The organism is Streptomyces sp. NPDC002698 (genome assembly GCF_042888945.1).
Lineage (GTDB): Bacteria > Actinomycetota > Actinomycetes > Streptomycetales > Streptomycetaceae > Streptomyces.
The window spans coordinates 84199-97884 of record NZ_JBIAQM010000015.1; the positions used below are offsets into that span (position 1 = coordinate 84199).

Below are 13686 nucleotides of genomic sequence, written 5' to 3' on the forward strand. Positions count from 1 at the left end.
CCGCGCCGCACCGAACCGACAACCTGTGCACCGACTGTGACGCACAACACAGCGAAGAGGTCAGATTTTACCCGGCAAAATGATCAATGGGGCCGCGACATCCGTACCCCCTGTGAAATCTGATCGATACGTCAGGAGGCATCATGCCCGTCTCACGCAACTTGGCAGGAACGGTCTTCGTGGGCGGCGCGGTGACTCTGACTCTCGCCGCGCTGGCATACCCGGCCATGCTCGGGTTCGAGACCGCGTCCAGCGCCCAGACCCGCGTCATCGCGGACACCCAGTGGGGCCCGGTCACCGAGGCCGACCGCGACTTCGTCGTCAAGGTCCGCGCGGCCGGGCTGTGGGAGTACCCCTTGGGCGAGATCGCGCTCAAGAAGGGCTCGACCGCGGCGATGCGGGAGGCCGGCAAGCACCTGATCGTGGGTCACGCCCGTCTCGACGACCTGGACCGCAAGGTCGCCGCCCAGCTGAACATCACTCTGCCCAACCAGGCGTCTCCGCAGCAGCAGCAGTTCGTGGCGACCTCCGCGGCCCTGACCGGCAAGCAGTTCGACTCGACCACCGCCCACATCCTGCGCGTCACGCACGGCTCCATCTTCTCGGTGATCGCCAAGGTGCGCGCGACCACCAACAACTCCCTCGTACGCGAGCTCGCGGACCTCGCCAACGACACGGTCCTCGACCACATCACCATGATGGAGAAGACCGGCACCATCAACTTCGCCCAGGTCATCGCCCAGCAGAGTGCCCCGCCCACGCTCCCCAAGGACCAGCTCACGCCGCCCGCGCCGCAGCCCGGCGCCCCGCTGGTCGTCCTCACCCCGCGCCCCGACCTCAACGTGAACACCAACAGCCCGACCCCCAGCCCGACGGTCGGCTGAAGCGCGGGCGGCGGAAATCGGAGGTCGGCCGAGCCCCGCGCGGAACGGCCGAATCGTTCCCGCGCGCGGGGCTTCAGGCCTGCCGGGTGCCCTGCCAGCCGTCGTGGTGCAGGACCTGGTCCAGGGGCAGCCTCGGGCCCGGGCGGAACGTGTCGCGCAGGGGGTGGGCCGTGGGCAGCAGGGCGCCCTGGCGGACCGTGGGCGGCAGGCCCAGCAGGTCGGCGACCTCCCGTTCACGGTCCAGGTGCACCGCCGTCCAGGCGGTGACCAGGCCGCGGCTGCGGGCGGCCAGCGCGTAGCTCCAGGCGGCCGGCAGCAACGACGCCCACAGACCGGCCTGGTTGCCCGTGGGCAGCTGTCCACCGGGCACTTCGAGGCACGGGATGACCAGGACCGGTACCCGGTGCAGCCGGTCGGCCAGCGCCCGGGCGGAGACGAGGACCGAGCGTACGCCCTCGGGCAGGTCCGCCGGCCGGTCGAGACGGGCGGAGTTGCGTTCGTAGAACGCGGCCCGGTACACCTCGGCGACATCCGTCCGGACGCGCGGGTCGGTGACCACGATCCAGCGCCAGTTCTGCCGGTTGTAGCCGTTCGGCGCCTGGAGCGCGATGCTCAGACAGTCCTCGACCAGGGCCGGGTCCACCGCCCGGTCCAGGTCGAGGCCGTACCGCACCGACCGCGTGGTGGTCAGCAACTCCTCGCAGGACAGGGGAAGTTCGGCGGTCATGGCAGCAGCACCGCCCGGACGACCAGCGCGAGGTGGGTGGCCACGACGAAAGCGATCGCGGCGGGCACCGGCCACCCACCGTGGCCGGCGGCCAGGAACCGCCGGGTGCCGTGGGCGGGAAGGACGGCCGCCAGGCAGGGCAGCAGGGCGAGCGGACCGTGCGGGGCGAGCAGCGCGACCTCGCAGCCGACGGCGCCGGCCGCGAAGCCCGCGGTCACCGCCGCGGCGCGCCTCGGGCCGAGGACGGACGAGTACAGCCGGGCGCCCGGTGGCGCTTCCCAGGCGGTCTTGCGCGCGAACTCGAAGTGCAGGAACACACAGGCGCACAGGGCGAGCAGCACGGCGCCGCGCCAGTCGGCGGTGACGGTCCCCGCGGCGACGAGGGATCCGTAGACATAGCCGCCGAGCAGCAGTTGGACCGGGTAGGTGAACGCCAGGCCGAGCAGGGGCCGTTCGCCCACGGCGGGAACGAGCCGTTCCAGCGGGGCGAGGAACAGCCCGTATCCGAGGGCCGCGAGAATCAGCAGGGCGTCGGTCGTCGAGCGGGCCGCGTTCAGACCGGTCACCACCACGGTGATCGCCCCCATGGCGCCGCGCAGTTCGGCCGCGCTGATCGCGCCGGTGACGAGCGGCCGGTCCGGGTGGTGGACACGGTCGTGGGCGAGGTCCTTCTGTTCGTCCAGCATCCGCAGGAACAACAGGGCCAGTACGACGCTGACGACCCGGATCGCGGTGGCACCGGAGGGACGCCAGGCCGTGCCGGTCGCGGCCACCGCCGTGCCCTCCAGGGCGAGGACCCACAGCAGCCCGTAGGTGACGTAGATCTGCGGCCGGAACATGCGCAGCACGAAACGGCCGAGTCGAGCGGGCACCTGACGGCCAGGGCGGGCGGGCAGACGCCGGCCCGGTCGGGCGGGCACGTGCGGAGCGGCGGTGGGCACTGCGGGGACCTTCCGGTGAGGTGCGTCTCGGTTCGGTACGGCCGAACTCATGCGGCCCTGTGGGTGGTCGGGGCCGCCACGGAACGAGCCGGTCGGGTGTCCGGGTCGGCGAGCCTGATGCTGGCCTCGGCGGCCAGGGTGCCTGGCTGGCGCAGGGTGCACTCGATGTCGGCGCCCGGCCGGGCCGGAGCGGTCCGGCACACCAGCGGCAGATCCATCTCGGCGAAACATCGGAACCGTGCTCTCAGGGCGACGGGCAGCGGGCTGGGTGTGCGGACGGTTCCGGCGGACACGCAGGCGCGCAGGGCGAGTTGGCGGAACGCCTCCAGCTCCAGCATGCCGGGCACGTGGTCCACCCAGTGGTCGTAGAGGGTGGGGTGGCTGGTCTCGGCGACCAGGTCTGCCGTGTGGGTGCCGTCGTCCGCGGTGCGCGGCGGGGAGATGACCGTGTTGGCAGGGGTGCGCCGGCCGACGAGTGCGGGCTCGACGCGTGCTCCGCGCAGGGCGACGGGCACGGCCGGCAGGCCGAGCGCGCCGCGCTGTCCGGCCCTCAGACGCGTCCAGTCCTCGGGCGGCATCCAGGAGTAGTCGATGCGGGCCAGCAGGGCCTCCCGGCCGCCGATGGCCAGCGTGAAGCAGAGGCGCAGGCCCCGTACTTCGGCCCGGGTCCGGAACCGCTTCTCGATCCGGGTGACGACGACCGCCTCGGTGGGCCGGTCCTCCCGGGTGAGGGCGGCCGGGTCCGGCACCTCGAACTCGACCGCCCGGAGCAGGAACTTGTGCCCCAGCCGGACGCCGAGGTGGCGGTGGGCCACCACGAAGATGCCCTGCCGGCACGCCTCGAGGAGCAGCAAGGGGTCGAGGCGGTCGCCGGGGCCGGTGGTGTCGTCGTAGAAGGCGTGACGGCGGGGGAACCGTGCGGCCAGCAGTATCTCGTTCTCGCCGTGCCGTTCGGCGTCGGTCAGGAAGACCTCCGCCGTCGCGGAGCGGTGGACCAGTTCCTTGGGGAGTGTCCGGGTGAACTGCATGGGCCGCTCCTCAGTTCGCGGTGACGCGGACGGTGTCCAGGTGAAGGCGCCAGGTGTCGGCGTCGGCTCCGTCCAGCACGGGCGTCCGGCCCGGCTGCCGCATGGGAAGCACCTTCGAGCCGACGATGACGGCGTCCCACGGGTCGAGTCCGATCTCCAGCCGCCAGGCGGTCTCCAGCAGCGTGCGCGGGGTGGCGGAGGGGTCGGTGCCCGGGTGCCGGGACACGGTGGCGCGCAGCCGGGCGACGGCGGGATCGAAGGCGAGGTCCCGGGGCGCGGTCGCGTCGTACAACCGGCCGGTCAGTTCCCGGGCATGCCCGGTGCGGTCCTCGTCGGCGAGGGCGGAGCGGAACAGGCGGTCGCGCTCGCTGTCGTCGAAGTGGACGGCCAACTCGCGCAGGACGTCGGCGGGTTCGTCGGGGGTGTGCACGAGGTTCAGCAAGTAGCTGTAGCGGCCCAGGAGATGACGCAGCTGGCCGGGCCTGCGGGCGTCCGGGTCCGTGGGTCCCTTGAGCCGGGTGAGTTCGACCGAGGCGGGCACGTCCAGGTCGTGGACGGGTCGGACGAGGAGCACGAGGGCGTCGGCGTCCTCCAGGAAGAGTGCGGCCAGCCGCCTGCGGTAGGGGGTGGCGAGGTTCCACTGGAAGTACCACAGGGAGCGGATCATGGTGCGGGTCAGCCGGGTGACGGCCGCGCCGACGATCCTGAAGCCCTGACCGGCCAGCCAGTCCACGGCCACGTCCAGCCGGCGGGCCACGACGGCGTCGGGCTTGAGGAGCAGCAGTGCGTGCCGGTGGGCGAAGCCGGTGATGTCGCCGGTGAGGGCGGCGAGTTGGTCGTGGCTCTCCTGGTAGTAGGTGTCCGCGCCGTACAGGCGTTGCTTGTCGGGGTGGCAGGTCAGCAGCGGTGAGACGGGTATGCCGTACGAGGGTTCGGTGGGGTGGGCGGGCGTCATCGGTGGGTGCTCCCGTCGGGTCGGGCGGCGGCCGGCTCCTTGCGCGGGGTCGGGCCGAGGTAGCCGGTCGCGAGGCAGTGGTCGAGGAGGCGGCGCAGGTAGGCATGTGCGCCCGTCGCGGGCGGGCGGTGGCCGAAGTCCTCGGCGTGGGTGGCGTCGAAGCGGACGCGGCGCCGGAAGTAGGGGGCGTACAGGGAGACGACACGGTCGTAGTAGGGGCGTTCGCGGCCGGGCAGGGCCGTGGCGGAGAACGCGGACGGGGGGACGAAGCGCGGCACGTGGAGGGACGGGTACTCGGCGAGGACGTCGGACATGTCCCGCAGGGTCAGCTCGTGGCCGACGGCGTGCAGGGTGCGGCCCTCGGCGTCCTGGAACCGGATGGCGGCCTCCGTCACCAGGTCGGCGACCCGGTCGACCGGGACCAGGTCGAGGACGGCGTCCTGGTGGCCGGGCACGGTGCGGACCAGGCCTCTGGTCAGGACGCGGAGCACGGGGTAGATGGTCTTGAGGTCGCGGACACGGCCGGTGCGGGTGGCGCCGGTGACGATGCTCGGGCGGACCACGGCGACTCTCAGGCCGTCCGCCGCGGCCTTGCGGACGAGGGTCTCCGCGGCCAGCTTGCTCTTCTCGTAGTCGTTGCCGGGGCGCTGGCCGAGGTCGAGTTCGTCCTCGTACGCGGTGCCGTCGCGTTCGCCGCACACGTAGGCGGTGCTGACGTGCACCAGGGGGACACCGCCCGCCAGGGCGACGCCGAGGACGTGCCGGGTGCCCTCGGCGTTGACGCGCTCGTACCGTTCCGGTGGCAGTCCGAAGTCGGTGACGGCGGCGCAGTGCACGATCCGGTCGGCGGTGGCGGCGAGCCGCCGGTCGTCGCCGCTCAGTCCGAGGCCGGGGCGGGTGATGTCACCGGTCATCCGGGTGAGGGTGCCCGGATCTGCGGTGAGCCTTCTGCCGTTGTTGCGGACGAGGTCGCCGTTGCGGTGCAGCACGGCCAGCACGGTGTGACCGGCGGCGGTGAGCCGGGCGGTCACCTCGGCGCCCACGAAGCCGCTGGCGCCGGTCACCAGCACCGTCATCGGGCCGGACACCGCCGGATCGGGCACCGCCGGATCGGCCGCCGTCGGGTCGGCCACCCTCGGCTGAGACGTCATCGGATCGGAAGCCGACGTATCGGTTTTCATCGGACCGGAGTTCATCGGATCGGACATCGGTGGATCCTCCGCGCGGAACGTCGGGTGGGATGCTCGGGAGCCCGGCGCCGTCACCGGGCCTGATGAGGCTGGGCCCCGTTGCCGGCCAGCAGGTCGCGGGCCTCTTCGATGGGCAGCTCCGCGCCGAGGTGGGCGCCCATGCGCAGCCAGTCGTGGCCGAGCTGCAGCGTCGCCCGCCAGGTGTGGGCGGAGTCGAACGAGAGCGGGAAGGAGTCGGCGCCCACGGCACCCCGCACCAGGCCGATGAAGCGACGCAGCTCCGCGCGGAGGGCGGCGCCGTCCTCCGCCGAGTCCACGCCCCGCACCAGCAGCTCCGCGGCGTGCACGCCGATCGGCCGGGTGACTGCGGGAAGCAGGTCCATACGCCGTACGAGGTCGGCGTCCGCGGGCAGTGGATCGACCCCGTGGGCGCTGAACAGCGCGCGCAGCGCGGCGTGCACGGCGCGGCGCGCGGTGAGTTCGGCCACCCGGTGCTGGCCTCTGCGCAGGGCCCCGGTCAGGTCCTCGACGGCGTTCTCGACCACCACGTTGGACCACACCAGAGCCATGGCGGCGGCGGCGAACCGGTCGGCGGGCAGGGGCACCAGGTCGACCGAGCGGGTTTCGCCGACGGCCGCGCCGCGCACGGAGAGCAGCGGCTGCGCGGTGGAGGGCGGCGGGGTCACGGGGCCGGGCGGAGCGGCGAGGGGAAGTGCCGGGGTGACGGCGCCGCCGCCCTTCCAGGCGAGGCGGATCAGTCCGTAACGCAGGAAGACGGCCAACAGCGCTCCGGGATCGGCGACCCCGGTACCGGCGGCCCCGGCCAGCACTCGGGGCAGCGGCCTGCCCAGGACGAGGGAGCGCCAGACGGCTCCGGCGTCGGCGCCGAGGACGAACACGTCGCGTCGGCCGCGGACGACGTGGATCCGTTCGCCGGTCTGCCAGGTGGTCACCCGGGCCACGCGTTCGACGGTGAGCCGCTCGGGCCGCCGGGGGACCTTGGTGAGTCCGAGGTTCTCGGCGAAGTCGAGGCAGCCGGTCAGGTGGGCCTGGGCGGCATCGGTGTCGCCGGGCCGGACCGCGGCCGATTCGAGCTCCCAGTAGCGGTCGCGTATGTCCGCCCGTCCCGCCCGGTCCAGTTGCATGGACAGCCACTTGGGTTCGAGATAGGTCTCGCCCAGGCCGGCCGCCCAGGACTTGACGCTCTGCACGAGCGCGGCGCGCGTCCAGTCGACCGCCTCTTCGCTCTCACCGAGGCACTGGAGCGCCATCGCGTGCCGCAGGGACTGCCGGGCCCGGTGCGCCCACCAGTCGGCGGCGATCCGGCGGAAGCGCTCCACGGGCAGCAGCGCCTTCACTTCCTCGATGAGGCCGTGCCCGCGCAGCGGATGGCTGTGCAGCACCCGCTGACAGCGGTTGAGGAGATCCTCGGAGATCCGGCCCGGCCGTCCCGCTCCTTGCTCCAGCGCCGTGAACTGGTCGGCGAGCCGGCGCACCGACCGGGTGCGGATCTCCACCCGCCTGCCGTCCACGAACAGCAGCGACGGCATGGTCGGCAGATCGTCGTCCGTGCGGCTCACGAGCAGGAAGTCGATGTCGGAGGAGGGGTTGCCGAACCCTTCCGCGATGGAGCCCTCCAGGGTCACGGCCCACTCGGTGTCAGGGGGGAGTTCGGCGAGCGACTTGTCGAGCAGGTCCTGCAGCCGTTCCTCGGTGAGGATCACTGGTGTGTCTCCGTTCGGGGGCTGTCCGCGGCGGCCGGGCTGTCGTGGGGCGGGTCGGCGAGTACGGTGACCGTCCCCGCGGCGCCGTCGACCCGCAGCCGGGTGCCGGAGCGGATCTCGGTGGTGGCGCCCTTGACCTGGACGACGGTCGGAATGCCCAGCTCCCTTGCCACGACGGCCACATGGGTCAGTGGGCTGCCCCGTTCGATGACGAGGGCCGCGGCCGAGGAGAGCGCGGTCACCCATCCCGGGTCGGTGCGGTAGGCGAGCAGGATGCCGCCGCCGATGTCGCGCGGGGTGTCGGTGACCACGGCGGGCCCCTCGACGACGCCGGGGCAGCAGGGGACTCCGGTCAGTTCGCGGGCGCCGCTGGGGGCGGCGGGGCCGCTGCTCCAGCCGGCCCGTTCGAGGTTGCCGGACCAGTACGGCGCGCCGTGGGTGGTGAAGCGGGACGGCGCGTGCAGTTCGGCGTCGGCGGCCTGTTGCCGGCGGCGCAGCACGACCAGGTCCCGCAGTTCGGTATGGGCGATCGTGCCTTCGTAGGCGCCCCGGATCTCCTCCAGACGCAGCAGGAAGACGTCGTCCCAGGCGTCGACGGCACCGGCTCGCGCCAGATCGCGGCCCAGGGCGCGCAGCATGCGCTTGGCCGCTCCGAAGGCGCGGGTGCGGCAGAACCTGAGCCGTTCCCGGTCGGCGAGGGCGGCCCGGGCCTTGCCGCGCACCCGTTCGTACACCAGGCGTCGCGGACGGCTCAGGTGTTCGTCGAGGTAGGCGTCGGCCTCGCCGCCGCGGTCCGGCGTGCCGCCGCCGTCGCCGGTGTCCGGCAGGACCTCGCGCAGCAGCGCGAAGACTCCCGCCGGGTTCTCGCGCAGGTCGGGGACCTCCAGCTTGAGTTCGTCGGGGCTGCGGTAGCCGTAGTCGGCGATGTACGCGTCGACGGCCCGCAGGAAGCCGGTGTGACCGCCGTCGGCCAGCGCCTGTCGGGCCTCGGAGTCGGGTGTGCGTTCCAGCAGCGCCGGGATGTCGGCGTCGGCACGCGCCTGGGCGGCCAGCTCGCGCAGGGCCCAGACCGGTTCCACGGACTCGACCGTGTCGCCCGGGGCCGCAGCGGCCCAGACGAACCATTCGGGCGCGGCCGGCAGCCATCTGCGGGTGAGCAGGGCCAGGAGCCCCACGGAGAGCAGGATCGTGGCGTCGAGGGTCTGCATCGGGCCCCATTTTTCGATGAGTTCCCGCTGGAGCCGCCGGAAACGGCGGTAGGTCTCGTCTCCCGGCAGCGCGTCGTAGTCGACATTGTTGAATACCGTGTATGCGCGATAGAAATCTCGATGAAACGTGTCGACGGACTTTCGGATGGTGAGAAATCTTCCGGCAAAGATGACCGTACGTGTCAGACGTGAGGCATGGCCGCGCAGCCCGCGCCGGGGCGTGAACGGGTGGAGCGTGTCCGCGAGTTCGTCGGGAATGCTCTCGGCGACTCCCAGGGATTTCTCCAGGACGCGCCGGTTGAGCGGGTACAACGGGGCGAGGCGCACCATGCGGTACCAGTGGAAAAGGTTGTAGTAGACCCGTCCGTGGACATAGCCGAGGAGGTACGGGGTCCACTCCCGCACCTCGCGCAGCCGCTCCCCGCGGACGCCCAGGGCCCGGGCGTAGCTGTCGTATACCTTCGCGTAGGTGTCGGCGGCGAAGCTGAAGGTGAGCGGGGACACGACACCGCTGAAACTCTCGATGATGTTGGAGTTGTCCCACAGCCGCAGGTCCTGTCCGGGCTCGGGCGCGGGGCCGGTGGCCGGGGCGAGGGTCGTGACGGGCCGGCTCTGCAGGATCCACAGGGCGTCCTCGTCGATGGCCCACTCGATGTCCTGGGGGGCGCCGTACCGGGCGGCGACGCGGGCCCCGGCCGCGTGCAGCCGGGCCAGCCGGGCGGCCGTCAGCACCGGTTGGGCGCGGTCCTCGCGGGCGACGGGCGACACCTGGCAGCCGGGTCCGGATCCGGCGTCGTAGCGCTCCCGTTTGTCGCCGATCACCGTGGTCAGCGGCTCGCCGGTGGCGGCGTCCAGGACGACGGTGTCGGCGTCGACGGCGCCCGAGACCAGCCCCTCCCCCAGTCCGTGGACGGCGCTGACGACGTGCCGGTCGGTGCGCCCGCTCGCCGGGTCGGCGGTGAACAGCACACCGCTGACTTCGGCGGCCACCATGCGCTGCACGATGACGGCGACGCCTCCGGTGTCGATCGCCAGCCCGTGGCGCGCGCGGTAGCGCAGGGAGCGTTCGCTGAAGGCCGAGGCCCAGCAGCGGCGGACATGGGCGACGACCTCGTCGAGGCCGCGGACGTTGAGGAAGCTGTCGAACTGGCCGGCGAACGAGTGGCGTGCGCCGTCCTCCTGCGCACCGGACGACCGGATCGCGACGGCGCCCCCGCCGGCCAGGCCGTAGGCCAGTCCGATGGCGTCGGTGAGGCGGTCGTCGAGCGGAGCGGCCTCGATCAGGCCGGCGATCTCGGCGGTGATCCGGCCCGCTTTCGGCTCCCAGTCGTCGGCGAGCAGCCGCTTCAGGTGCCCGTCGAGGCCGCTGCCGCGGCTGAATTCCGCGAATACGTCCAGGCCGATGACCGACCATCGCGGTACTTGAAATCCGGACGCGGTCAGGGTGTGCAGGTTCTTCCCTTTTCCACCGGCCCATTCGGTGACAAGGGATTCGTCGCTGGACTGTGTGAGAACGTGCGGGGACCGGTGTTCGGATCCCGTGGTGGGCGACAATGCGTTTCCCCTCCGAGGCTGTTGCTCGACCTCGCTCGAATGTTGCACAGCAGAGCCGGTCGAAAAAACTCGGGCGGGCCGCCGTAGGCGCTTTTCGGTCGTCGTACCTCCTTCATCTTCCGATGGCGCGCCGCTGTTCAGGGCGAATGCCGGGGACGTGAAGAGAAACGGGATGATCCGGCCGAAGTGGGTCGGCCCGGCACCGGTCACGGGCCGGCCCGTGGTGGCGGTACGCGGCAGTAACACCGCGTACGTCCCCGTCGCCTCGCCCGCCCCGGCGGAGTGAGGCCGTCGGCCGGAGCAGACCTCCGCACAGACCGCCGGGCTCCACAAAGCCACACGTTCGGACACCGGAAAAGGTCGACCAGAAAGGAAAGCAACAAATATTGACGCAATCGACCAGCGCTTGTAACTTCCGTCTCAGTCGCCAGGCAGCCCTGAACTCGGCTGTCCCGAGGGCGAGTTGTAGCTCCACCCTCCACTCCGGGAGCACACATGCGCAGAAGAAGATCTGCCTCCTCGCCTCTCTTCCCCTCGCTCGCAGCCGGGGCGTCACCCCGGCCGCGCCACGCCCTGCTGTCCGTCGGGGCCGTCCTCGGCCTCCTGGTGACCGTCCTCGTCGGCATGCCCGGCATCGCCCAGGCCGCGGGTTCCCAGCCCTGCGACATCTACGCCGCCGCGGACACCCCGTGCGTCGCCGCCCACAGTTCGACCCGCGCGCTGTTCACCGCGTACAACGGCCCGCTCTACCAGGTCACCCGCGTCTCCGACGGCGCGAGCGCCGACATCGGGTTGCTGGCGGCCGGCGGCTACGCGAACGCCGCCCGGCAGGACGGCTTCTGCGCGAACACCACGTGCAGCATCTCGAAGGTGTACGACCAGACGTCCCGCCACAACGACCTGTTCCCCGGTCCCGCGGGCACGGCCGGCATGGGTGCCGACCGGGGTGCGGACGCCGGTGAACTGTCCGTCACGGCGGGCGGCCACAAGGTGTACGGGATCTGGATCTCCCCCGGGGTCGGCTACCGCTCGCACGGCGCCGCGTCCGGCACCGCGGTCAACGGCCGGCCGGAGGGCGCCTACATGGTCGCCAGTGGCACCCACGTCGGCTCCGCCTGCTGCTTCGACTACGGCAACGCCGAGGCCACTCCCGCCGACACCGGCAACGGGCACATGGACGCCGTGTCCATCGCCACCACCTGCTACTTCGCTCCCTGCAGCGGGTCCGGCCCCTGGGTCGAGGCCGACCTGGAGAACGGCATGTTCCAGGGCGACAACGGCTCCAACACCGCGAACAAGGGCAACAACAGCACGTACGTGACGGCGGTCCTGAAGAACAACGGCCAGACCACCTACGCGCTGAAGGGAGGCAACTCGCAGTCGGGAGGCCTGACCACCTGGTGGGACGGAGGGCTGCCCACACGGGGCGGCTACCGGCCGATGCAGCAGGAGGGCGGCATCATCCTGGGCACGGGCGGCGACAACAGCAACTGGAACATGGGAACGTTCTTCGAGGGCGTCATGGTCGCGGGCTATCCGACCGACGCGGCCGAGAACGCCGTCCAGGCGAACATCGTCTCCGTGGGCTACTCGGGCCAGACCAACGTCCCGAACGGTCCGCAGAGCACCATCAGCGGTCCCGGCGGCCAGTGCGTCGACGTCGCCGCGGACGACACCGGGGTGAACGGCGCCGCCGTACAGCTCTGGAACTGCCAGTCGTACGCCGAGGACCAGTACTGGACGCACAACGCCAACGGATCGCTCGGCACCATCGGCCGCTGCCTGGACATCATCGGCAACGGCACCGCCGACGGCACCCAGGTCGAGCTCTGGGACTGCAACGGGGTCGGGGGCCAGAAGTGGGTGCAGCGCGCCGACGGCTCGCTGCTCAACCCGCAGTCGGGCCGCTGCCTGGACTCCCCCGACGGCGCCACGGCCAACGGCACCCGCCTGCGCATCTGGGACTGCAACGGCTCCGCCGCACAGAAGTTCGCACTGAGCTGACTCCGTCTCACCACCCCCCGGCCCGGCCGGACTCGACGTCCGGCCGGGCCGCCCGTCGTGGGTGACGGGCGGCCCGCCCGTGACTGTTCTCGCCGGATCCGGCGAGAACGGACCCCGTACCGGCAAGCCGCCCTTGACGCTGTCGGCGTCGTCTGTGGTAATCGGTCTGCATGCCGAAAAACGCCCCGCCGGACGCCGACGACCACGACCGGCCCACCGCGCGGGTACGGCTGTCCGCGGCGCTGCGCGACTCCCCGGCCGGCCGGGGATGGCGGCACGGCAAGGACATCGAGCTGGGTCAGCGGTCGCTGGGCTTCGCGGCCCTGGGTTTCCTCACGCTGGTGCCCCTCCTGGTCGTCGTCTCCTCCGCCGATCCGGCACACGGGCGGGGGTTCGCACAGTGGCTGGGGGACGGCCTCGGGGTGTCCAGGGCCGCCCGGGACGAGGTCGCGCGGCTGTTCGCCGGGCCCGCGCAGGTGCGGCAGACCACGACGGCCTTCGGTCTCGCCGCGCTCGCCGTCTTCGGCCTGAGCTTCGGCGCGGCGGTGCAGACCGGCTACGAGAAGATCTGGGACCTGCCCGCGGCACGCTGGTACGCCAGATGGCGCCAGGTCCTCTGGCTCGCCGTGCTCATCGGCACCATCTACGTGACCGCGACGACCACGTTGTGGCGCCACTCGACCGCCGGAACGGTGACCGCGGCACTGAGCGCCGTCCTGTTCTTCTGGTGGTCGCAGTGGATGCTGCTCGGCGGCAGGATCGCCGGGAAGGCCCTCCTGCCCGGCGCCGTACTGACGGCACTCGGCCTGCTCGGTCTACGGATGTTCTCGCGTCTGGTCTTCTCGCCCCTGATCGCCTCCAGCACCGTCAACTACGGTCCTTTCGGCACCGTCCTGGTCGTCCAGTCCTGGCTGGTCGGTGTCGGCGTCGTCGTCTTCGGCGGCGCGCTGGTGGGGCGGCTGGCGCACGAGGAGATCATCACCGCGGTGGAGACCTTTCTGCGCCGGACGCGGCATCGTAGGGGGTGAGTCCGGGCGGCCCTCCTCGAACTCCGGCTCCCGGTCCCAGCGCAGGGCGAGAATCGTGGCCGGGACCGCGATCAGGGCACAGAGGACCACCGCCATGACCACAGCCGTCCAGGTGTCCCAGAAATGACCGGCGCAGAAGGCCGCGACCAGCGGCACGGCCACCACGCCCACGGGCTTGGCCCTGCCGAACGGGACCCGGGGGACGACGGGGCGCCCGGTGGCGAGGCAGCGGGCCCGCCGGGCGCTGCCGAACGCGGCGATGAAGGCCAGGACCGCCGACCAGACGACGACCAGGGCGGCTCCGGTGAACACGGTGGGGTCCTCGTCCGGCAGTCCCGCGAGCCTCTCGCGCACCCCGCCCTGGCTGACGGAGACCACGTCGTTCCGCCACGTGGTGACGTCCATCTCCTCCCCCGGCTGGACGAGTTCGGAGAGGTCGCCGT

General features: G+C 72.1%; 10 protein-coding genes. 3 read left to right on the forward strand and 7 right to left on the reverse strand.

Going from position 1 to position 13686, the window contains the following annotated elements:
* Positions 1–143 precede the first annotated feature (143 nt).
* Entirely contained in the window at positions 144–884 is a 741-nt protein-coding gene (locus ACFYW9_RS22065; RefSeq protein ID WP_351863414.1) for a DUF4142 domain-containing protein, read from the forward strand.
* A gap of 73 nt (positions 885–957) precedes the next feature.
* Here ACFYW9_RS22065 and ACFYW9_RS22070 read toward each other — a convergent pair whose 3' ends face one another.
* The 7 genes from ACFYW9_RS22070 to ACFYW9_RS22100 all read right to left on the reverse strand — a co-directional run bounded on the left by ACFYW9_RS22070 (position 958) and on the right by ACFYW9_RS22100 (position 10211).
* Positions 958–1611: a nitroreductase family protein gene (locus tag ACFYW9_RS22070; protein WP_389152864.1), complete on the reverse strand. Its 654-nt coding sequence runs from the start codon at positions 1609–1611 to the stop codon at positions 958–960.
* Positions 1608–2450: a hypothetical protein gene (locus tag ACFYW9_RS22075; RefSeq protein ID WP_389152867.1), complete on the reverse strand. Its 843-nt coding sequence runs from the start codon at positions 2448–2450 to the stop codon at positions 1608–1610. The genes ACFYW9_RS22070 and ACFYW9_RS22075 overlap by 4 nt, the downstream gene beginning before the upstream one ends.
* Positions 2451–2599: 149 nt before the next feature.
* The gene (locus ACFYW9_RS22080) at positions 2600–3580 is read right to left on the reverse strand and encodes a ScbA/BarX family gamma-butyrolactone biosynthesis protein (protein WP_389152870.1); all 981 of its coding nucleotides are present in this window, start codon (positions 3578–3580) and stop codon (positions 2600–2602) included.
* A gap of 10 nt (positions 3581–3590) precedes the next feature.
* Positions 3591–4535 carry a nucleoside-diphosphate kinase gene (locus ACFYW9_RS22085; RefSeq protein ID WP_389152873.1) on the reverse strand — a complete coding sequence of 315 codons (945 nt, stop codon included), beginning with the start codon at positions 4533–4535 and terminating at the stop codon, positions 3591–3593.
* Positions 4532–5686, reverse strand: coding sequence for an SDR family oxidoreductase (locus tag ACFYW9_RS22090; RefSeq protein ID WP_389152876.1), 1155 nt, complete (start codon positions 5684–5686; stop codon positions 4532–4534). Before ACFYW9_RS22090 ends, ACFYW9_RS22085 begins: the two co-directional genes overlap by 4 nt.
* A 110-nt stretch (positions 5687–5796) precedes the next feature.
* Positions 5797–7449 carry a hypothetical protein gene (locus tag ACFYW9_RS22095; RefSeq protein ID WP_389152879.1) on the reverse strand — a complete coding sequence of 551 codons (1653 nt, stop codon included), beginning with the start codon at positions 7447–7449 and terminating at the stop codon, positions 5797–5799.
* Entirely contained in the window at positions 7446–10211 is a 2766-nt protein-coding gene (locus tag ACFYW9_RS22100) for a phosphoenolpyruvate synthase (protein WP_389152882.1), read from the reverse strand. The genes ACFYW9_RS22095 and ACFYW9_RS22100 overlap by 4 nt, the downstream gene beginning before the upstream one ends.
* Before the next feature lie 495 nt (positions 10212–10706).
* Between ACFYW9_RS22100 and ACFYW9_RS22105 the strand changes: the two genes are divergently transcribed.
* Both ACFYW9_RS22105 and ACFYW9_RS22110 read left to right on the forward strand, forming a co-directional pair.
* Positions 10707–12215: an arabinofuranosidase catalytic domain-containing protein gene (locus ACFYW9_RS22105; protein ID WP_389152885.1), complete on the forward strand. Its 1509-nt coding sequence runs from the start codon at positions 10707–10709 to the stop codon at positions 12213–12215.
* 170 nt (positions 12216–12385) lie between these two features.
* Positions 12386–13243, forward strand: coding sequence for a ribonuclease BN (locus ACFYW9_RS22110; protein ID WP_389152888.1), 858 nt, complete (start codon positions 12386–12388; stop codon positions 13241–13243).
* The last annotated feature ends 443 nt before the right edge of the window (positions 13244–13686 follow it).

What these genes read in the sequence shown, in the direction of transcription:
- ACFYW9_RS22085 (WP_389152873.1), bottom strand. Translation starts at nt 4,535, where the DNA reads ATGACGCCCGCCCACCCCACCGAACCCTCGTACGGCATACCCGTCTCA.
- ACFYW9_RS22090 (WP_389152876.1), bottom strand. Translation starts at nt 5,686, where the DNA reads ATGACGTCTCAGCCGAGGGTGGCCGACCCGACGGCGGCCGATCCGGCG.
- ACFYW9_RS22075 (WP_389152867.1), bottom strand. Translation starts at nt 2,450, where the DNA reads ATGTTCCGGCCGCAGATCTACGTCACCTACGGGCTGCTGTGGGTCCTC.
- ACFYW9_RS22105 (WP_389152885.1), top strand. Translation starts at nt 10,707, where the DNA reads ATGCGCAGAAGAAGATCTGCCTCCTCGCCTCTCTTCCCCTCGCTCGCA.
- ACFYW9_RS22065 (WP_351863414.1), top strand. Translation starts at nt 144, where the DNA reads ATGCCCGTCTCACGCAACTTGGCAGGAACGGTCTTCGTGGGCGGCGCG.
- ACFYW9_RS22080 (WP_389152870.1), bottom strand. Translation starts at nt 3,580, where the DNA reads ATGCAGTTCACCCGGACACTCCCCAAGGAACTGGTCCACCGCTCCGCG.
- ACFYW9_RS22110 (WP_389152888.1), top strand. Translation starts at nt 12,386, where the DNA reads ATGCCGAAAAACGCCCCGCCGGACGCCGACGACCACGACCGGCCCACC.
- ACFYW9_RS22070 (WP_389152864.1), bottom strand. Translation starts at nt 1,611, where the DNA reads ATGACCGCCGAACTTCCCCTGTCCTGCGAGGAGTTGCTGACCACCACG.